The sequence below is a fragment of the Glycomyces xiaoerkulensis genome, from assembly GCF_002798405.1.
Lineage (GTDB): Bacteria > Actinomycetota > Actinomycetes > Mycobacteriales > Micromonosporaceae > Glycomyces > Glycomyces xiaoerkulensis.
Genome location: NZ_PGGV01000003.1, coordinates 1 through 20,159 on the forward strand (window position 1 = coordinate 1; position 20,159 = coordinate 20,159).

A 20,159-nucleotide genomic window follows, 5' to 3' on the forward strand; every position below is an offset into this window, starting at 1 on the left:
TACTCCAGTTGTAGGTTCGGGTTTCATGCGGCGAGGGTGAGTTGTCGCTGGTAGTGGAGCTGTTTCGCGGTGGCTTGGTGGCGGCGTCGCCAGGTCGACCAGCGGAGCCGGTGTTGCCAGTTGAGGTCGGGCGCGGCTGCACTGACTATCAGGTGGCGGATTTCGTTGCAGGTCAACGGGATCATGTCGGACTCGTCCGGGTCGGATTCGCGGGCGCGGGTCGCGGCGAGGAAGGCGTAGGCGAGCATCGCGAGGGTGACCCACCGGTGCCACGAGGTCCAGGTCCGGACTTGGTGCTCATCGAGTCCGGCGAGTTCCTTGGCGCCCTGGAAGGTCTCCTCGATCCTCCAGCGCATCCCGGCGACCGTGACCAGTGTCTGGAGCGGGACTGCTGTGAGGGTCCAGGCCAGGTAGTAGGCGAGTTCGCCGGTGCGCCGGTTCCGGCGGGCCAGCAGATGCGCGTGCCCGCCGCGTTCGGGTACGAGATCGATCCAGGCCCAGTCATAACACCGCAGGCCCTTCGCGCCGTCTCCGGCCGATCGGGGCTGCCAGGCGACTCCTGCCTGTTCGATGGCTTCGGCGGCGGTGGTCTTACCCGCTTCGACAGCGACCGGGGTAGTGCAGGCGACGGCCAGGACATAGGGCAGGCCGCGGGCTTCGAGCCGGGCGCGCAGGTCGGGGTTGACGCCGTAGGCCTCGTCGCCGACAGCGAAGTCGGCGCCGATTCCGGCATCGAGCGCGGCCTCGATCATATCGCCGGCCAGTTCGGGCTTGGTGGCGAAGCCGACCTGTTCGGGCACACCCGCCGCCGCACACCGCCCGGGATCGTCGGTCCAGGACTTCGGCAGGTAGAGGCGGACATCGACCGGCGCGTGCCCGGCCGCGGTCGCCAGGGTGAGGTAGACCCCCAACTGGCAGTTCTCGATCCGGCCCGCCGTCCCCGAGTACTGCCGCTGCACCCCAACCGTCCGATCGCCTTTCTTGACATCGCCGGTTTCGTCCACGGCCAGGACCCGCAGGCCCGCTCCGGTGCTCAGCTGCTCGGACGCCCAGGCGCGGATCTCGGACCGGACCTGTGCATCGTCCCAGCTCGCACGGGAGAGGAGGTGCTGGAACCGCCAGGGCCCGGCCTCGCCTGCATGCTCGGCCAGGGTCCAGCAGTTGCGCCGTTCCAGATGCGCCATCATCGCCTGCGTCAGGCGCTTCGCGTTCTGCCTGGTCTCGATCCGCCGGAACGCCGAAGCCAGGCGCGCCCACAGCGCGTCCAGGTCAGACCGCCAGCGGCCCACGTCTACACTCGCCAAAGCGGCCGTCGTGCTCTTCAGTTGCCTCACAACAACAATGATCACGGCGGCCGTCCCGCGCCCAGCGACGGCATCCCCGCAGCTCACAACCTGAACTCTCACTGGAGTACTAACCACGTGTCTTAATTGGGGTGCCCAGGCCGATTCGGTACCCGGCGAGGCACCGCCTTGCCCCAGCAACACCACCGCCGCCACGGTCGCGCGCACCCGCCTGAGCGTTACGGCGCGCTCGACGTGCCGTTGACCGTCTGGACCGTCAGCGATGTCGCCGACTTGACCGCGCATCTGTTCGCCGAACTCAAGCCCGCTCGGGGCCCGATCATGGCCGTGAGTTTGCCCGGCTGGGCGTCAATCTGCCGGGCGGGACGCCGGGCACTTGTCTTCGGCGCCGACCGCGGCGCCTTCGCTCGAGCCCAGGCGACGCTCCCGGCCTCCAAGCAGGGCCTCGCCATCTTCCAAGCGATCGACTACGAGAGCGCAGCCGTCAGGATGGCGAAACTCCATGGATCGTGTGCCCTGGCCCTGTGCTCGGCTGAGGTCCTGACATGGCCGGGTGCGATGGCGGCCCTGGTCGGCGCGATGCGCCCTGGTGGTCTGGTGGTGCTGCTCGGACGCACTGATATCGAAGCGGCTGAGTTGTCCGATTTCAGTCGTCCGAGCCGCCGTGGCCGGAGCGAGGCGAGCGCGGCGGCGCTGGGATTGGAGTTCATCGGCTACCTGGTGGCCGCCCCGAAGAGGGTGTTCGATGCCTCTGTCGCTGCTGCGGTGCATCGTGAGAGGCGACCGCTCCGGCCCAGTGAGCCGTTGACCCGCCATTTCGACATCGCCGTTTGGCGCAAGCGGCCCGCGACCTCGGACGGTGACCTTGAGCGGAACTGAGGAATCGTCGATCTGGGCCAGCGGCCAGCGGCATCCGCGCTGGCAACGCGATGACCTGTACGCACCCGAAGTGCTGCAGCATCCGGCGAAGATGTGGCCGTCCATCGCCCGAGCCGCCATCGACCGGTACAGCCGTCCCGCCCAAGTCGTGCTCGATCCGATGTGCGGGATCGGGACGGTTCTGATCGAGGCCGTCCGACTCGGGCGAAGTGCTGTCGGCGTCGACTGCGAACGAGAATGGGTCGAACTCGCCCGCCGCCAGGTGGCCGACGCGACCGCATCACGCACTGGCTCCTGGGGCAAGGTGTTCAGCGGCGACGCCGCCGACCTGGCGACCCTGCTGAAGGAGAAGCGGCTGCGTCGGCCGGTCGACCTGATCGTGACCAGCCCGCCCTACGGCTCGGTCACCCACGGCAGGCCGAAGACCTACCGCGAGACCGCCGGCGGCGTCCAGAGCCGGGACAAACGGTATTTCACCGGCGGAGCGGCGCATCCGGCTCAGCTCGCTACCTCGTCGGTCCGGAAACTCACCGCCGGGCTGGAACGGGTCTGGGCCGAGTGTGCTGCGGTGCTCAAGCCCGACGGTGTGCTGGTGGTGACTGCCCGCCCGTTCACCGAAGCCGGGGTCACCATCGACTTCCCGTCGCTGATCGTCCAAACCGCCGCGAACGCGGGGTTCGCGTTGAGCGAGCGGCACGCCGCACTGCTGGGCCGGTGGACCGGGGGACTGCTGCGAGTCCACGCGACGTTCTTCCACAAGAACCGCGTCCGCGCCCTGCACCAGGCAGGAGAACCCTCGTTCTTGCGGGTGCATGAGGACGTGCTCGTTTTCGGTAGGGCCTCATGAATCGGGGGAGTCACGCTGGCCAGGCCGCTTGGCACGGCCCTGGAGTCGGCATACGGTCACACACCGAAACTCCAAAATGGGCATATCATGGCCAGTGGCGGTGACAGCTCCGAGCGCCAGAACGGATCTGAGCCACCAGTGGTCCTGGACTGGGAGCTGGCCGAACTTGAAGACCATGAGAGGCCCGTTCTGGAGGCGGAGCAAGCACGAGTTCTCATGGAAGTGATCGAATGGTTGAAGCAGTAGCGCCGCCCTGGCTGGTGGAAGGAGTCCTTCCCGGCCCGTCGGAGACCCATTCGGATGGGACGTTGCGCGTGGCGTTCATGGGGCGCACCTCGACCGACGACCTGCAGGACCCGACGATATCGATTCCGCGGCAGTTGAGCTCGGTCCGAAAGAGCCTGCCCGACCGGGCACAGGTGGTCGCCCACTACTACGACGTCGAAAGCGGCCGGACCGAGCTCAGCAAGCGGGGGACCGGGAACGCTCACGAGCGGTTCGACATCCCAGTGCCGCGAAACGGCGGCATCAACGACCTGCTGCAGGAGGCCGCCAAACGCGACCGCCTCTTCGACGTGGTCATGTGCGAGTCCATTGACCGCATCGCCCGGAAGACCTACTACTCGACCCGGCTGGAATACCTCCTCGAGGAAGAGGGGGTGGCGCTGCTGGCGGCCGACGAACCGATCATGGTCGCCCGCCGCAAGCTCAAGAACGCCACGACGGTGCTGACCAGGCGGGTCAAACAGGGCATCAGCGAGTGGTACGTCCTGGACCTGCTGGAGAAGTCCTGGGGCGGGTTCGAGACGCACACCCAGTCGGGCTTCAACGTCGGCAAGCCCCTCTACGGGTACCGGGCCAAGCGCGTGCCGCATCCGGTACCCGAGAAACGCGCCGCCGGCCGCTCGAAGACGACCCTGGTGACCGACCCGCCGAAAGCCGCGGTGGTCAAGCGGATCTTCGAGATGCGCGTCGGGCAGCGGCTGGGCTACGTGGCCATCGCCGAACGGCTCAACCAGGACCTGGTGGTCAACCCGCCGCCGGAACCGGGCGACCCGAGCCGGACCCGCGGCAACTGGTGCGGCTCCTCGATCCGCGAAATCCTGCGGAACCCGAAGTACACCGGCTACATGGTCTGGAACCGCCACGCCACCACCACCGGCGGCAACCGACTCAACCCGGTCAGCGAATGGGTGTGGTCGGCCGAGCCGGTCCACGAGGCGATCGTCGACCCGGAGCTGTTCACGGCCGCCCAGCAGATCGGCACCCACACCCAGCGCCGCCGCAGCAAGCAACCCAATTCGACCGGAGCGGCGACCTACCGGTACCGGTCGATGGTGCGCTGCGGCCAGTGCGGCCTGCTGATGTACGGCAAGCGCCGACAGACCCGCACCTACTACTCTTGCCACCCCAAGCGGCACTCCAGGCCGACGGGGCATCCAGCGGCGACCTACCTGCGCGAGGAGCTGGTCACCGGCGCGCTGGAGCGGTTCTTCCGCGCCTACCTCACCGGCGCGGCCCGCAGCGGGAACCTCGAGGCGCTGATGCGCCGCGCCCGGGCCGAAGGTCCGGAACGACACCGCCGCGAGCGCGATGCTGTAGCCGCCGCGCTGACCGAGGTCGATGAGCGGCGGTCGAAGCTGGTGCGGGTGTTGGAGATCGCCGACGAGGTCGACAGCGAGTTGATCGCGGGGGTCGCCGACCGTCAGCGGCAGTTGGGGGTGGAGCGGCGCGAGCTGGCCGATCGGTTGGCGCGGCTGGAGCGGGACTTGGAGCAGGTACCCGACCAGGAGGTCATCGAGGCGGTACCGGTGGTCGACCTCGAGCTCGGTCGCCTTCCCGACGAGCTGGTCAGGCGGCTGCTCGAGGCGTTCCGGGTGGAGCTGGCCTACGATCCGGCGAGGCGGACGCTGACGTGCCGGGCGGCGGTGTCCCGGGCGCTCATCCCGACGCTACGGGGGTTGCTGGCTGAGCAGGCAAAACGCCCAGAAGACGAAAGACCCACACGTACCGCCGGTGACGTGTGGGTCTGTGACGTAGGGCGGGTGGGACTCGAACCCACACTGTACGGGTTTTGAATCCGTTTTCTCTGCCAATTGGAATACCGCCCCGGGCACCGAGCCGCTGGGCCCGGGCCGCAGCATATGATACTCCTGGGGCGGAGCGGTCAACAGTAGGGCCCGGCTGCACGAAACGCTCGACATAGGCGGATGCGGCCAGACCTGTAGCCGGATAAGCTGACTTCCCGGTGCGCCCGCAGCACCGCCGCCCTACCGACCAGACGCGCATGAAAGGTACGGACACGCATGACGAGCAAGGCCGCCGAGGAGCCGCGGAAGCGCGTGCTCATCGCCGAAGACGAGGGGCTCATCCGCCTCGACCTGGCCGAGATGCTCACCGAGGAAGGCTACGAGGTCGCAGCCGAGGCCGCCGACGGCGAGGCCGCCGTCCGGCTCGCCCAGGAGCACCGGCCCGACCTGGTGATCTGCGATATCCAGATGCCGATCATGGACGGCCTCCAGGCCGCCGAGAAGATCGTGTCCGCGCGCATCGCTCCAGTGGTCATTCTCACCGCCTTCAGCCAGCGCGATCTGATCAACCGCGCCCAGTCCGCCGGAGCCATGGCCTACCTCGTCAAGCCCTTCCAGAAATCCGATCTGGTGCCGGCGATCGAGCTGTCCATCACCCGCTTCGCCGAAATGACCGCGCTCGAGAAGGAAGTGGAGAACCTCAACGAGCGCCTCGAGGTCCGCAAGCTGGTCGACCGCGCCAAGGGCCTGCTCATGACCCAGTACGGCATGGCCGAACCGGACGCCTTCCGCTGGATCCAGCGCGCCGCGATGGACCACCGCCTGTCGATGCGGGCCGTCGCCGAACGCGTCGTCGACGAGGCCAAGGAGAAGGAGTCCCAGGAGTAGCCCCCACGGGGCGCGCCGTTACCGGACTTGTCCGGGGGATGTCGGAGTCGGTCGATAGGCTCTGAGGCGTGACCGCTTCGCAAACCCGCCTGCTGCTGATCGACGGCCATTCGATGGCCTTCCGAGCCTTCTTCGCGCTGCCCGCCGAGAAGTTCTCCACCGACGACGGCCAAGTCACCAACGCCGTCTACGGCTTCGCCTCGATGCTCATCAACCTGCTGCGGGACCACGAGCCCACCCACATCGCCGTCGCCTTCGACGTCTCCCGGCGCACGTTCCGCACCGAGGAGTACGCCGAGTACAAGGACGGCCGCGACCAGGCCCCCGCGGAGTTCAAGAGCCAGATCCCCATCATCCAGGACCTGCTCGAGGCGTTCGGCATCAAGTGGCTCACCAAGGACAACTACGAAGCCGACGACATCATCGCCACCCTGGCGAACCGAGGCGAGGCCGCCGGAGCCAAGACCCTCATCTCCTCCGGAGACCGGGACGCCATCCAGTTGGTCAACGACGAGGTCACCGTCCTGTACCCGGTCAAGGGCGTCACCGACCTCGCCCACTACACCCCCGAGGCGATCGAGGAGAAGTACGGCGTTCCCCCCGGCCGGTACCGGGACCTGGCGGCCCTGGTGGGGGAGAAGGCCGACAACCTCCCCGGCGTGCCCGGCGTCGGTCCCAAGACCGCCGCCAAATGGATCGCCAAATACGGTTCGCTCGACGACCTGGTCGCCAAGGCCGACGAGATCGGCGGCAAAGCCGGCCAGAGCCTCCGCGACCACCTCGACCAGGTCCTGCGCAACTACCGTCTCAACTACCTGGTCGCCGACCTCGACCTGCCCGCCGGATTCGACGACCTCGCCTGGGAGGGCTGGTCGGTCCAGGACACCGGCGACCTGTTCGACGCGCTCCAGTTCCGCACCCTCGGCGACCGCCTCAACAACAGCCTCCGCGACAAGGCCGTCGGCGAGATCGCCTCCAAGGAGACCGAGACCAAGGACCTCCACGCTCGGCGGCTCGAACCGGGCGGGCTCGGCGAATGGCTCGGCGCGCGCGAGGGCGAGGTCGCGGTCGCCTACACCGGCCGGTTCGAATCCGGGACCGGCTCGTTCGACTCGATCGCGCTCGCCGAGGGCGGTGAGGCGCTCTGGTTCGACCCCTCTCAACTCGACGCCGAGGACGACCGGGTCTGGGTGGAGTGGCTGCGCGACGGCGAGCGCGGCAAGGTCGTGCACGATGCCAAGGCGTTCAACTGGGGCGCCGGGGCCGCCGGTTGGCCCGAGCCGGCCGGGCTGCGGGCCGACACCGTCATCGCCGCCTACCTGCTCAAGCCCGAGCAGCGCAGCTATGCGCTCGGCGACCTGGCGATGCAGTACCTCGGCCGGGAGCTGGAGGAGGCCGCGCAGCCGGCCGGGCAGGGAGCCCTGGAGGGCCTGGACGCGGCGATGGCCGACGGCGACTCCCGGTTCGAGGCCGACTGCGCCGCGGCCGCCACGATTGCCGACCTGGCCGTCGAGCAGCGCAGGCGCCTGGACGAGCGGCAGCAGACCCGCCTGGCCGAGGAGCTGGAGTACCCGGTCACCGGGCTGCTCGCACGCATGGAGATCGCCGGCATCGCCGCCGACGAGGGCCACTTCGCCGGCATCGAGGCGAGCTTCGCGGCCAAGTCCAAGGAGGCCACGGACGAGGCCCACCGGATCGTCGGGCGCCGGTTCAACGTCGGCTCGCCCAAGCAGCTCCAGGAGATCCTGTTCGACGAGCTGGAGATGCCCAAGACCAAGCGCACCAAGACCGGCTACACCACCAACGCCGAGGCCCTGCAGCAGCTCTACGTGAAGACGCAGCACCCGCTGCTGGAGCAGTTGCTCCGCTTCCGCGACGTCGAGAAGCTCAAGCAGATCGTCGCCTCGCTGCGCGCCACCATCCAGCCGGACGGGCGCATCCACACCACCTTCCACCAGACCGTGGCCGCCACCGGCCGCCTGTCGTCCTCGGACCCGAACCTGCAGAACATCCCGGTCCGCTCCGAGGCCGGGCGCGACATCCGCGCCGGGTTCGTCGTCGGCGACGGCTACGAGTCGCTGATGACAATGGACTACAGCCAGATCGAGATGCGCATCATGGCCAGCCTGACCGGCGACGAGGGCCTGATCGACGCGTTCAAGTCGGGTGAGGACGTCCACCGGGCCGTGGCGGCGAAGGTCTTCGGCGTCGCGCCCGGCGAGGTCACCGCCGAGCACCGCCGCAAGATCAAGGCGATGTCGTACGGGCTGGCCTACGGCCTGTCGACCTACGGGCTCAGCCAGCAGCTCGGTGTCTCCACCGAAGAGGCCCAGCAGTTGTCGGACGAGTACTTCGACCGGTTCGGGAAGGTCCGCGACTTCCTGCACCGGACGGTCGAGGAGGCCCGCAAGACCGGCTACACCGAGACGATGATGGGCCGGCGCCGCTACTTCCCGGACCTGACCAGCGACAACCGGCAGCGCCGGGAGATGGCCGAGCGGGCCGCGCTCAACGCCCCCATCCAGGGCAGCGCCGCCGACATCATGAAGACCGCGATGCTCCGGGTCGACCGGGAGCTGCGCCGCGACCGGTTCGATTCCCGGGTGCTGCTCCAGGTCCACGACGAGCTGGTGTGCGAGGTCGCGCCCGGGGAGGCCGACCGGCTCGAGGAGCTGGTGCGCGAGCAGATGGCCGGCGCCGCCGAGCTGGCCGTCCCGCTCACCGTCTCGGCCGGCTTCGGCGATTCTTGGGAGGCCGCGGCCCACTGACGGTGGCTGTCGACACCACCTGCGGCCCGAGGTGGCGCGGCATTATCGCGCACGGTAACCTGGATGAGCCTAGGCACGTCTGTGCCCTCAGAAGGGAGCAGGGCACGCGCCGGTCGAACGGCGGGACGGCCCGGGAATTGGCAATTGCGAGCATTCGCGCCTGTCGAAGACGCGGACGCGAACTGACGAATCTGAAACGTATCCGGAGCACCAGCCCACATGACGAGCAGCATCGAGGCCACCTCGAGCAACGCTGAGAACAGCACCACGGTCGACGAATTCGCCTCTGACGAGGATCTCCTTGCCGCGATCGACGCGACCATCAAATACTTCAACGACGGCGATATCGTCGAAGGTACCGTCGTCAAGGTCGATCGGGATGAAGTCCTGCTCGACATCGGCTACAAGACCGAGGGCGTCATCCCCTCGCGAGAGCTGTCGATCAAACACGACGTGGACCCCGAAGACGTCGTCGCTGTGGGCGATCACGTTGAGGCCCTCGTCCTCCAGAAGGAGGACAAGGAAGGCCGCCTGATCCTCTCCAAGAAGCGCGCCCAGTACGAGCGCGCCTGGGGCACGATCGAGAAGATCAAGGAAGAGGACGGCGTCGTCCGCGGCTCGGTCATCGAGGTGGTCAAGGGCGGCCTCATCCTCGACATCGGACTGCGCGGCTTCCTGCCGGCCTCGCTGGTCGAGATGCGCCGCGTCCGCGACCTGCAGCCGTACGTCGGCCGCGAGCTCGAAGCCAAGATCATCGAGCTGGACAAGAACCGCAACAACGTGGTCCTGTCCCGCCGCGCCTGGCTGGAGCAGACCCAGTCCGAGGTCCGCACCGAGTTCCTGCACCAGCTCGCCAAGGGCCAGGTCCGCAAGGGCACGGTCTCCTCGATCGTCAACTTCGGCGCCTTCGTCGACCTCGGCGGGGTCGACGGCCTGGTCCACGTCTCCGAGCTGTCCTGGAAGCACATCGACCACCCCAGCGAGGTCGTCGAGGTCGGCCAGCCGGTCGAGGTCGAGGTGCTCGAGGTCGACCTGGACCGCGAGCGCGTCTCCCTCTCGCTCAAGGCCACTCAGGAAGACCCGTGGCGCCAGTTCGCCCGCACCCACGCCATCGGCCAGATCGTGCCGGGCAAGGTCACCAAGCTCGTCCCGTTCGGCGCGTTCGTCCGCGTCGAGGACGGCATCGAGGGCCTGGTCCACATCTCCGAGCTCGCCGAGCGCCACGTCGAGGTGCCCGAGCAGGTCGTCAAGGTCGGCTCCGACGCGATGGTCAAGGTCATCGACATTGACCTGGACCGCCGCCGCATCTCGCTCTCCCTCAAGCAGGCCAACGAGGCCTACGTGGAGAACGAGGAGCAGTTCGACCCGACCCTGTACGGCATGGCCGCGCAGTACGACGACCAGGGCAACTACATCTACCCGGAGGGCTTCGACTCGGAGACCGGCGAGTGGATGGAGGGCTACGACGAGGCCCGCGAAGAGTGGGAGCGCCAGTACGCCGAGGCCCGTGCCCGCTGGGAGGAGCACGGCCGCCAGATCGCCGAGCGCACCATCACCGAGCCGCCGGCCAAGCCCGCCGAGGGCGAAAAGCCGGAGAAGAGCCCGAAGCAGCCGAAGGCCACCGAGAAGAAGGCGGCGGCCTCCCCCGCGGAGCCGTCCGGCACGCTGGCCACCGACGAGGCTCTCGCCGCCCTGCGCGAGAAGCTGGCCGGGAGCTAGCCGCTCGTTAAGCCGACAGACCACTACCCGTCCCAGGTTGTTCGCCTGGGGCGGGTAGTGTTTGAGATGTGCTTAAAGTCGCATTGACCGGTGGCATCGGAGCCGGTAAAAGCACGGTCGCGGCGAAGCTCGAGAAGCTGGGAGCCTACGTCATCGACGCGGACGTCCTCGCCAGAGAGGTCGTCGCCCCTGACACCGAGGGTCTCGCCGCGGTGGTCACCCGCTTCGGCCCGAAGATCCTCGACGCCGAAGGGGCGCTCGACCGTGCCCGGCTCGCGAAGATCGTCTTCGACGACCCGCACGCCAGGGCCGAACTCGAAGCCATCATCCACCCGCGAGTCCGCGAACGGGCCCGAGAGCTCACCGATACCCGATCCGACGACGCCATCGTCGTCCAAGACATCCCGCTGCTGGCCGAAACCGGTCAGGCGGCCGGCTTCCACCTGGCCATCGACGTGGAAGCGCCGGCGGAGCTGCGGCTCGAACGGCTCGTCGCCCGCGGCCTCGACCGCACCGACGCCGATCGGCGCATCCGGTCCCAGGCCAGCGACGCCGAGCGCCGCGACTCCTGCGACGTCGTCCTCCAGAACCGCGACGGCATCGAACAGCTCGAACGGCGCGTCACCATGCTGTGGGACGAACGGATCGTCCCCTTCGCCGACAACCTCCGTGCCGGACGCGCCGAACGGCGGCCTGAGAAACTCCAGTTCGTAGAGTCCGACCCGGCCTGGCCGCGCCGCTTCGAGCACCTCGCCGCCCGGCTCCGCCGCATCATGGGGCCCATCGCCGTCCGCATCGACCACGTCGGGTCCACCGCCGTGGCCGGACTGCCCGCCGAGGACATCATCGACATCCAGGTCACGGTCGTGACGCTCCGGGCGGTCGACATGCTGGAACAGCGCCTCGGGGAAGCCGGGTTCTTCGGCGGTGTCGCCCACGACGAACCCAAACCCGAACGGCCGGACGTCGCCGAGTGGGAGAAGCGCCTCTACGGCTACGCCGACCCCGGCAACATCGCACACGTCCACTTCCGCCGGATCGACAGTCCCGGGCAGCGGTTCGCGCTGCTGTTCCGCGACTGGCTGCGCGCCGACCCGGAGGCTTGCGCCGACTACGCCGAGGCCAAGGGAGAACTGGCCGCCAAGGTCGACTCCGCCACCGCCTACGCCGAGGCCAAGGAGCCCTGGTTCCTGCGCGAGGCCTGGCCGCGTGCGGGCCGGTGGGCCGAGACGACCGGCTGGAAACCCCCCGTCTGCTGACCGGCGACGGACGGCGGATCCGGCCACCCGACCGGATCCCGCGGCGTCCCTCGGCGCTCAGCCGATGGTGTCGCTGACCGTCCAGGGAATCGCCATCACCGGGTAGTCCTCGTAGGCCAGCTCGGCGCCGCCCACACCCCAGAACGTCATGAGCTCCACCTCTGCCAGCCTGCCGTCGGCCACGTGGTACCGGAAGGCCGACTCCCCGGCCTCGGCCTCCGCGTCGCCGGCCACCGGGAACTCGACCACATAGGTCGCCGGCTCGGCGTCCCCGTCGACCCGCAGCAGCGACGCCTCCTCGGCGACCGCCCCGGCCTCGCCCGGGTCCTCGGAGGCCGTCTCCAGCAGCCGGTACGTCATCGTCTCCACCGGGCCGAACAGCTCCGATGCCTCGTCGTCGCCGAGCGCGCGGGCCTCCCAGCCCTCGGTCGGCAGCGGCCGCGGCAGCTCGTCCGAGTCCACCTCCAGGTGCGCCACGCCGCCGGGCCGGGCCAGCAGCAGGTGGTGGCCGTCGGCGTCGTGCACGTTGAGGTAGGCGGTCATGGTCCGCCAGTCGATGAAGCCGTGCCCGTCGGCGACCTCGCCGTCCCCGACCGGCACCCGCATCTCCACCGTCGCCGAGGCCGCCCAGTTCGCCTGTCGGGCCTCCACGATCGCCGAGGCGAGCTCGGCGTCGACCTCGCCGGGGTCGATCGCCGGTCCGCCGAGCAGGTCGATCGGCTCCAGTCCGGCGGCGTCGAATTCGACCTGCCGCAGGAACTCGACCGACGCCAGTTCGTCGCCGCCGGTGTTGACCTGGAAGCGGCGGATCCGGCCGTCCTCGTCGAGCGAATAGAGCGCGTCCGGCCGGGTGCCCGCGGCCGTGTCGGCCCCGTCGGACTCGACCAGGATCGGCGCCCGGAAGGTGTCGACGGGCACGCCGTCGACCAGCCCCTCCTCCCGCCAGGTGGCGTGTTCGGCGAGGTAGGCCGGGTCGTCCTCCCGCTCGCCGGACACCGTGAACAGTGACGAGACCAGGATGTCGAACATCGACTCGTCGGGCGTGGCCCCGCCGGCCAGCATCTGCCGCGGCGACCAGTCCCCTCCCGGGACCTGCGCCCGGTCGAACTTCTCGTGGTCGGCACGGGTGGCCACCAGGCCCGGCATGGCCTGGACCAGCCGGTCCTCACCGTCGGCGCCGGCGGTGCGGGCGTACAGCAGCGGGTGCTCCCAGTCGAGATAGCCGTCGACGACGACCTCCTCGCCCTCCACCGGGAACCGGAGCCGGACGGCGACCGGATCGCCTTCGTGGTTGCGCTGGCGCAGGCCGGCCAGCATCTGCGCCTCCTGGTCGGTGACGGGCCGTTCGGCCTCGGCCTGGTCGCCCCCGCGGGAGAGGGCCAGCCAGCCGCCCGCTCCGATGGCGAGGAGGACGGCCAGGGTCCAAAGCAGGGCGGATTTCACGGGCTTGGTGGTATCGGTGCTCACAGAGGGACCAACGATCGGGGCCCGGAAAAGTCACCGGCCTGTGGCCTGTCGGGGGTCCGGGCTACCGTTGGCGCGTGGCATTCGATATCCCGCGCGCCGAGGGGCGCTTCGAAGTCGTCAGCGAGTACGATCCGGCCGGCGACCAGCCGACGGCCATCGCCGAACTGGCCGAGCGGGTGGAGGCCGGCCAGCGCGATGTGGTGCTGCTGGGCGCCACCGGCACCGGCAAGTCGGCGACCGCGGCGTGGCTGATCGAAAAGCTCCAGCGGCCCGCGCTGGTCATGGCCCACAACAAGACCCTGGCCGCGCAGTTGGCCAAGGAGTTCCGGGAGCTGCTGCCGAACAACGCGGTGGAGTACTACGTCTCCTACTACGACTACTACCAGCCCGAGGCGTACGTGGCGCAGAGCGACACCTACATCGAGAAGGACGCCTCGGTCAACGAGGAGGTCGAGCGGCTGCGGCACCGCGCCACCTATTCGCTGCTGACCCGCCGCGACGTGGTCGTGGTGGCGACGGTCTCGGCCATCTACGGCCTGGCCACCCCGGTCGAGTACCTCCAGCAGGCCACCGAGGTCGAGGTCGGCCAGGAGTGGGACCGCGACAAGCTCCTGCGGCGGCTGGTGGACGTCCAGTACTCCCGCAACGACATCGCCTTCACCCGCGGCACTTTCCGGGTGCGGGGCGACACGATCGAGATCATCCCGGCCTACGAGGAGCTGGCGATCCGGATCGAGATGTTCGGCGACGAGATCGACCGGCTCTACTACCTGCATCCGCTCACCGGTGAGGTGGTGCGCGAGGTGGACCGGGTGCTGATCTTCCCCGGGTCGCACTACGCCACCGGCGACGAGACGATGGCCCGCGCGATCGGCACGATCGAGGACGAGCTCGAGCAGCGCCTGGGCGAGCTCGAATCGCAGGGCAAGCTCCTGGAGGCCCAGCGGCTGCGCATGCGCACGGTGTTCGATCTGGAGAACATGAAGCAGACCGGCTCCTGCAACGGGATCGAGAACTACTCCCGCCACATCGACGGGCGGGCCGCGGGGGAGCCGCCCCACACGCTGCTGGACTACTTCCCGTCGGACTTCGTGACCATCCTCGACGAGTCGCACCAGACGGTGCCGCAGATCGGCGCCATGTCCGAGGGCGACGCGTCGCGGAAGCGCAACCTGGTCGAGCACGGCTTCCGGCTGCCGAGCGCCGAGGACAACCGGCCGCTTCGGTTCGGGGAGTTCCGCGAGCGAGTGGGCCAGACGGTCTACCTGTCGGCGACGCCCGCACCGTGGGAGCTGGAGCGGGCCGGCGGCGAATTCGTCGAGCAGGTCATCCGCCCCACCGGCCTGGTCGACCCGCGGGTCGAGGTCCGGCCCACCCGGGGCCAGATCGACGACCTGATGCACGAGATCGGCACTCGCGCTTCCCAGCACGAGCGGGTGCTGGTGACGACGCTGACCAAGAAGATGGCCGAGGACCTCACCGACTACTTCCTCGACCACGGCGTCCGGGTGCAGTACCTGCACTCCGAGGTCGAGACCCTGCGCCGCGTGGAGCTGCTGGGCGAGCTGCGGCGGGGCGACTTCGACGTCCTGGTCGGCATCAACCTGCTGCGGGAGGGCCTGGATCTGCCGGAGGTCTCGCTGGTGGCGATCCTCGACGCCGACAAGGAGGGCTTCCTGCGCTCGTCGACCTCGCTGATCCAGACGATCGGCCGGGCCGCGCGGAACGTCTCGGGCACGGTGCTGATGTACGCCGACGACCTGACCGACTCGATGAAGGCCGCGATCGACGAGACCGAGCGGCGGCGCGCCAAGCAGATCGCGTACAACACCGAGCACGGCATCGACCCCACGCCGCTGCGCAAGCGCATCGGCGACATCATGGAGGACCTCTACGACACCGCGGCCGATACCGAGGAGCTGGTCAAGGACGCCCGGCCGTCGCGGGAGGGGGCGGTGCGCGAGAAGGGCGCGGCGAAGGTGCGCGCCGAGATCGTGCAGCAGATCGACGAGCGGAACGAGCAGATGCTCGCCGCGGCAAGGGAACTTCGCTTCGAACTGGCCGCGGCCCTCCGCGACGAGATCGGCGACCTGAAGCGGGAGCTCCGCGAGATCGACGAGGGGAGCGCCTGACCGCTGGTCGGCCGCAGTGCTATTCGACGTCCTCGAAGTGCTCGACGCGCGGGGCCTCGGCGAAGTGCGGGCCGAGGGCCTCGCGCCAGGCGCCGAAGCGGTCGGTCCGGCGGAAGCCCTGATCGTGGGCCTCGACCGAGTCCCATTCGATGAGGAGGACGAACCGGCTCGGCGACTCGACTCCGCGGGTCATGCGCATCGAGCGCAGCCCGGGGGAGGCGGCCACGAGCCCGCGGGCGCGCCGGTACGCCTCGGTGAAGTCGGCCTCGCGGCCCGGGACGACGTTGATTTCGGCTACTTCGAGAACCACGCTCGGAGCCTTCCACAGGCGCTTGACCTCGAATCGCATCACACTTATGCTCGGAGAGCCAAGTCACATATCCGACTGATGCCATGTCGGATAACCGCGTGCATAATAGGGCCCGGCAAAACAAAATCCGGTATATGGGGAGTATCCCGCAGCGCGCACTGCGTTGTTAGCGTCGTCGTCAACACACGAGACCGCAGACGGTCTCCGGTGGCGCTGATCCAGGCGGATCGGGAGAGACCATGTGACCCTCCACCGATAAGGAAGGCAACACATTGGAACTCCCAGCATGGGTCTGGGTCCTCACCATCGCGGCCCTGGCGGCCGTCGTCGTCGTGGATCTGACGCTCGCCATCCGGAATCCCCACCGTCCCGGTATGCACGAGGCCGCCCTCTGGTCCAGCGTCTACATCGCCGCCGCGCTCGTGTTCGGCGGCGTCATGTTCCTGACCCAGGGGTCGACCTATGGGGGCGAGTTCCTGGCCGGCTTCCTCACCGAGAAGGCCCTGTCGGTCGACAACCTCTTCGTTTTCCTGCTCATCATCCAGGCGTTCCGCGTGCCCGATCCGCTCCAGTCGCGGGTGCTGCTGGTCGGCATCGTGCTCTCGATCGTGCTGCGGAGCGTCTTCATCGCCATCGGGGCGATCATGATCGAGCGGTTCAGTTGGGTCTTCCTCATCTTCGGCGCGATCCTGATCTGGACCGCCTGGGGCCTGCTGCGCGGCAGCGGCGAGGAGGAGAGCTATGAACCCAACCGGTTCATGAGGTGGGCGCAGCGGCGGTTGCGGGTCCTTCCCGACTACCACGGCGGGCGCCTGATGGCCCGGTTCGACGGGAAGCGGTACGTGACCCCGCTGTTCCTGGCGATGCTCGCGATCGGCTCGACCGACATCCTGTTCGCGCTCGACTCGATCCCGGCCATCTTCGGGCTCACCCAGGAGCCCTACCTGGTGTGGACGGCCACGATCTTCGCCCTGTTCGGGCTGCGCCAGCTCTACTTCCTCCTGGCGGCGCTGCTGCGCCACCTGCACTTCCTGGCGCTCGGCCTGGCGGCGATCCTGGGGTGGATCGGCGTCAAGCTCATCATCAACGGCCTGGCGGCGAACCAGTTGTCGTTCATCAACGCCGGTCGGCCGCTGCACATCCCGCACATCCCGACCTGGTTGTCGCTGGGCTTCATCGCCGCGGTGCTGTCGGCGGTGGTGCTGGCGAACTGGGTGATGCTGCGTCGGCAGGGCCGCACCTGGGCCGACCTGTTCGCCGAGTCGACCGCTACCCCCGCGACCGCAGCCGCCGGCAAGCAGTGATCGTCCCCAGCTCGGAGTCCTTGATCGACTCGATCACGACCTTGCCGTAGACCGGCGACGCGAAGATCACCTCGGGCAGGTCGGCCTGGCCGCGCTCGGCGACGATCGCCGGCAGGAACGAGTCGCCGCCGTGTTCGAAGAACACGAGGTCGCCGGGGAGCACGTCGTCGAATTCGACCTCGTCGCCGGTCCCGGCCAGCGGCTCGTTGAACCGCGGGACGTCGATCCCGAGCTGCCGGTAGACGATCCACACCAGGCCCGGCGCGTCGATGCCGTAGGCGCTGATGCCGCCGTGGAGGTAGGGGATCTCCAGCATCTGCTGGGCGAGCTTGACCGCGTCCAGGCCGCAGGCGATCATCGACGTCGCGGGCGCCTCGTCCCGGCCGGCGTCGAGCGGCTCGGCCGACAGGTCCCGCCCCGGCACCCAGCCGGGCTGCTGCGGCCCGGGCAATGAGACCGGCACCCAGCCCCGGTAGTCCTCGCCGACCACGCGCAGCCGGGTCCCGAGGGTGACGCCGGGGATGAGGACGTCGCCGCCGGGCTCGTCCCGGACGGCGGTGGCGGTGGCGACGACCTGATGCTCGGCACCGGCGTGGCCGTCGTCGGCCGGATTCACCAGTTGATCGAGCGGCACCCAGCCCGAGGTCTCCTGCCGCGGGCAGGTCACCTCCGCCCAGAGGTCCTCGATCCGCTCCACGGCCACCTCGGTCCCCAGCAGACACTGGGTGCGCGCCCGGCCCTTGAGCCCGTGCGCGCGCACGTCGCTGGTGAGGCGGGCGACCCAGTCCCGGACGGCGGACGGAACGCCGAGAGCGAGCCGGTCTTCAGATCCCGGCGCCGAAGGTGAGGCCCAGAGGGTGGCGACTGCCACGGCGATCAAGGCCGGTTGTCCTGGTGCGATCGGCACGGTTGGTTCTCTCCGAGTGTTCGGCTGGTTCGGTATTCATGACGCGAGCAGGGGGATCCTCCACCGGCCCGCCGCGTTCCACGCAGCACCGATCACTCACTGTAGCAAGAGCACCGTGGTCGGGACGGCGTGGCCCTCACGGGCACAGGACGGTCGGTTCCACCTATCGAGCGGGGAGGTAACCGGAACATAACCGGTCCCGAACCTGTGGCAGGATCTTGCCATGCCGGATGTGAACGACGCCCTCGCACACCTGTCCGCCGACGCCGACGCGGGGCGGACGCCCGACGCCGCCGACCTGGAGGCGGTGCTGGCGAGCGGCGACTCCGAGTTGATGGACGTGGTGTCAGCGGCGGCCCGACTCCGCTTCCGCCACTTCGGGAACCGCGTCAAGTTGAACTATCTGGTCAACCTCAAGAGCGGACTGTGCCCCGAGGACTGCGGTTACTGCTCGCAGCGCCTCGGGTCGGAGGCGGAGGTACTGAAGTACACGTGGCTGTCCCCGGAGGAGGCCGCCCGTCAGGCCGGGGCCGGCGTCGCCGGCGGCGCCTCGCGGGTATGCCTGGTCGCCAGCGGCCGCGGACCGACCGATATGGACGTCGAGCGCGTCGGCAAGACCATCGCGGCGGTCAAGAACGCCAGCCCGGGCGTCGAGGTCTGCGCCTGCCTCGGGCTCCTCCAGGGCGAGCAGGCCGAACGGCTCGCCGCCCTCGGCGCCGACGCCTACAACCACAACCTCAACACCTCGGCCGACCAGTACGCCGAGATCTGCTCGACCCACACCTTCGACGACCGGGTCGAGACCGTGGGCGCCGCCCGCGACGCCGGCATGTCGCCGTGCTCGGGTCTGATCGCCGGTATGGGGGAGTCCGACGCCGACCTCGCCTCGGTCGCCCTCCGGCTGCGGGGACTGGGTTCGGACTCGATCCCGGTCAACTTCCTGCTGCCGTTCGACGGCACCCCGATGGAGGGGCGCTGGGAACTCGACCCCCGCCGGTGCCTGCGGATCCTGGCGATGGTGCGGCTGGCGAATCCGTCGGCCGAGGTCCGCCTCGCGGCCGGCCGCGAAGCGCACCTGCGGCACCTCCAGGCGATGGCCCTGCAGGTGGTCAACTCGATCTTCCTGGGGGACTACCTGACCAGCGAGGGCCAGGCGGCGCGGGAGGACCTGGAGCTCATCGCCGACGCGGGCATGGTCCCGCTCGGCCTGGACCGCGCCCCGGAGCCGGTGCGCGAGGCGGTCCGGGTCCGCCGCCGCGGCGCGGGCACCGAGCAGGCGCCCAACGCCTGATCAGCGGCCCTGGTGCCGGGTGGTCGACTCCCGCACCACCATCTCGGTGGCCAGCTCCAGCCGGGGCGATTCGACGTCGTTGCCGGAGGCCAGCTCCAGCACCGTCCGGGCAGCTAGCGCTCCCATCTCCGAGAGCGGCTGCCGCACGGTCGTCAGCGGCGGCGACGTCCAGCGCGACTCGGGCAGGTCGTCGAAGCCCACCACGCTGACGTGCTCGGGGATGAGCAGCCCGCGCTGGCGGATCGCCTCGTAGGCGCCGAAGGCCATCTGGTCCGAGGAGGCGAAGATCGCCGTGGGCGGGTTGGCGAGGGCCAGGACCTCTTTGGCCGCGTCGAAGCCCGACTGGTGGTAGAAGTCGCCGTCGTAGACCATCGCGGGGTCGTAGGTGAGCCCGGCGGCGTCCAGGGCGGCCCGGTAGCCGTCGAAGCGGGCCCGGGAGGCCAGCACCTGCTTGGGGCCGTGGATGAATCCGATCCGACTGTGCCCCAGCTCGATGAGGTGGTCGGTGGCGGCCATGCCCCCGGCCCAGTTGGTGGCCCCGATCGCGGGGGCGTCCATCACCGGTCCGCCGGCCGGGTCGAGGACGACCATCGGGACCCGCAGGTGCCGCAACTGCTCGAGGATGGGGGAGGAGAGGGTGGAGACGACCAGGATGACCCCGTCGGAGGCGCGGGTGCGCAGGTTGTCGAGCCACTGCTCGCTGGCCGCCCGGCGCCGGTGGATGGCCGAGACGACCGTGCCCACCCCTTGGGCGTGGCAGGCGTCTTCGACGCCGCGGATGATCTCGACGGCCCAGGGGCTGTCGAGCTCGTTGAACACCAGGTCCACCAGGCGGGCGTTGCGGCTGGGCGTCCGAGTGGAACGGCGGCGCTGGTAGCCCCGCTCGGTCAGCAGGGTCTCAACGCGCTTGCGAGTCTCCGGTGCGACATCGGAGCGGCCGTTGATGACCCGGGAGACCGTGGGCACGCTGACGCCGGCCTCGTCGGCGATGGCGCGTATCGTGACGCGTCCCTGTTCGGCTTCGGTCAAGGGTCCTCCCGTGGTCGGTACGTTC

General features: G+C 69.3%; 15 protein-coding genes and 1 tRNA gene. 10 read left to right on the forward strand and 6 right to left on the reverse strand.

All coding sequences use genetic code 11. The features are described 5' to 3' along the window. Positions 1-23: 23 nt before the first annotated feature. Complete coding sequence (locus CUT39_RS00015; protein ID WP_456298044.1) at positions 24-1,289, reverse strand: IS701 family transposase; 1,266 nt, start codon at positions 1,287-1,289, stop codon at positions 24-26. Between the two features lie 183 nt (positions 1,290-1,472). Between CUT39_RS00015 and CUT39_RS00020 the strand changes: the two genes are divergently transcribed. The 3 genes from CUT39_RS00020 (at position 1,473) to CUT39_RS21580 (ending at position 5,108) form a co-directional block, all read left to right on the forward strand. Beyond that, the gene (locus CUT39_RS00020; RefSeq protein ID WP_157930391.1) at positions 1,473-2,183 is read left to right on the forward strand and encodes a hypothetical protein; all 711 of its coding nucleotides are present in this window, start codon (positions 1,473-1,475) and stop codon (positions 2,181-2,183) included. After that, on the forward strand, positions 2,170-3,030 hold the full coding sequence (locus tag CUT39_RS00025) for a TRM11 family SAM-dependent methyltransferase (RefSeq protein ID WP_157930392.1): 861 nt from the start codon (positions 2,170-2,172) through the stop codon (positions 3,028-3,030). Before CUT39_RS00020 ends, CUT39_RS00025 begins: the two co-directional genes overlap by 14 nt. 965 nt (positions 3,031-3,995) lie before the next feature. Then, a complete protein-coding gene (locus tag CUT39_RS21580) occupies positions 3,996-5,108 on the forward strand; it encodes a recombinase family protein (protein ID WP_408611074.1) in 1,113 nt (370 codons plus the stop codon). Here CUT39_RS21580 and CUT39_RS00035 read toward each other — a convergent pair. Continuing rightward, positions 5,068-5,141 (reverse strand) — tRNA-Leu (locus CUT39_RS00035). The two genes, CUT39_RS21580 and CUT39_RS00035, sit on opposite strands and share 41 nt — an antisense overlap. Positions 5,142-5,336: 195 nt before the next feature. Between CUT39_RS00035 and CUT39_RS00040 the strand changes: the two genes are divergently transcribed. The 4 genes from CUT39_RS00040 (at position 5,337) to coaE (ending at position 11,694) form a co-directional block, all read left to right on the forward strand. Further along, the gene (locus tag CUT39_RS00040) at positions 5,337-5,948 is read left to right on the forward strand and encodes an ANTAR domain-containing response regulator (protein ID WP_100443908.1); all 612 of its coding nucleotides are present in this window, start codon (positions 5,337-5,339) and stop codon (positions 5,946-5,948) included. Between the two features lie 68 nt (positions 5,949-6,016). Next, positions 6,017-8,716, forward strand: coding sequence for a DNA polymerase I (gene polA / locus CUT39_RS00045; RefSeq protein ID WP_100443909.1), 2,700 nt, complete (start codon positions 6,017-6,019; stop codon positions 8,714-8,716). 219 nt (positions 8,717-8,935) lie between these two features. Continuing rightward, positions 8,936-10,435, forward strand: coding sequence for a 30S ribosomal protein S1 (gene rpsA / locus CUT39_RS00050; protein ID WP_100443910.1), 1,500 nt, complete (start codon positions 8,936-8,938; stop codon positions 10,433-10,435). A 68-nt stretch (positions 10,436-10,503) separates the two neighbouring features. Continuing rightward, positions 10,504-11,694: a dephospho-CoA kinase gene (coaE, locus tag CUT39_RS00055; RefSeq protein WP_100443911.1), complete on the forward strand. Its 1,191-nt coding sequence runs from the start codon at positions 10,504-10,506 to the stop codon at positions 11,692-11,694. 57 nt (positions 11,695-11,751) lie between these two features. Here the strand turns inward: coaE and CUT39_RS00060 are convergent, their stop codons facing one another. Next, positions 11,752-13,137, reverse strand: coding sequence for a hypothetical protein (locus CUT39_RS00060; RefSeq protein WP_157930394.1), 1,386 nt, complete (start codon positions 13,135-13,137; stop codon positions 11,752-11,754). A gap of 98 nt (positions 13,138-13,235) precedes the next feature. Here CUT39_RS00060 and uvrB point away from each other — a divergent pair, with 98 nt between their 5' ends. Then, on the forward strand, positions 13,236-15,293 hold the full coding sequence (gene uvrB / locus CUT39_RS00065) for an excinuclease ABC subunit UvrB (RefSeq protein ID WP_100443913.1): 2,058 nt from the start codon (positions 13,236-13,238) through the stop codon (positions 15,291-15,293). Positions 15,294-15,312: 19 nt separating this feature from the next. On the opposite strand, the gene CUT39_RS00070 is transcribed toward uvrB, so the two are convergent. After that, positions 15,313-15,603 carry an antibiotic biosynthesis monooxygenase family protein gene (locus CUT39_RS00070; RefSeq protein ID WP_100444051.1) on the reverse strand — a complete coding sequence of 97 codons (291 nt, stop codon included), beginning with the start codon at positions 15,601-15,603 and terminating at the stop codon, positions 15,313-15,315. A 272-nt stretch (positions 15,604-15,875) separates the two neighbouring features. Here CUT39_RS00070 and CUT39_RS00075 point away from each other — a divergent pair, with 272 nt between their 5' ends. Then, complete coding sequence (locus tag CUT39_RS00075) at positions 15,876-16,907, forward strand: TerC/Alx family metal homeostasis membrane protein (RefSeq protein ID WP_100443914.1); 1,032 nt, start codon at positions 15,876-15,878, stop codon at positions 16,905-16,907. Here CUT39_RS00075 and CUT39_RS00080 read toward each other — a convergent pair. After that, positions 16,873-17,778: a C40 family peptidase gene (locus CUT39_RS00080; RefSeq protein WP_232805506.1), complete on the reverse strand. Its 906-nt coding sequence runs from the start codon at positions 17,776-17,778 to the stop codon at positions 16,873-16,875. The genes CUT39_RS00075 and CUT39_RS00080 overlap by 35 nt on opposite strands. Before the next feature lie 259 nt (positions 17,779-18,037). Here CUT39_RS00080 and bioB point away from each other — a divergent pair, with 259 nt between their 5' ends. Then, the gene (gene bioB, locus CUT39_RS00085; protein ID WP_100443916.1) at positions 18,038-19,105 is read left to right on the forward strand and encodes a biotin synthase BioB; all 1,068 of its coding nucleotides are present in this window, start codon (positions 18,038-18,040) and stop codon (positions 19,103-19,105) included. Here the strand turns inward: bioB and CUT39_RS00090 are convergent, their stop codons facing one another. Continuing rightward, positions 19,106-20,134 (reverse strand): LacI family DNA-binding transcriptional regulator, encoded by a 1,029-nt coding sequence (locus tag CUT39_RS00090; protein ID WP_100443917.1) that lies wholly within the window; start codon positions 20,132-20,134, stop codon positions 19,106-19,108. Positions 20,135-20,159: the final 25 nt, after the last annotated feature.

Bases quoted from the DNA above. Each gene is read 5' to 3' on its own strand.
- rpsA (WP_100443910.1), top strand. From the start codon at position 8,936: ATGACGAGCAGCATCGAGGCCACCTCGAGCAACGCTGAGAACAGCACC.
- CUT39_RS00040 (WP_100443908.1), top strand. From the start codon at position 5,337: ATGACGAGCAAGGCCGCCGAGGAGCCGCGGAAGCGCGTGCTCATCGCC.
- bioB (WP_100443916.1), top strand. From the start codon at position 18,038: ATGCCGGATGTGAACGACGCCCTCGCACACCTGTCCGCCGACGCCGAC.
- CUT39_RS21580 (WP_408611074.1), top strand. From the start codon at position 3,996: ATGCGCGTCGGGCAGCGGCTGGGCTACGTGGCCATCGCCGAACGGCTC.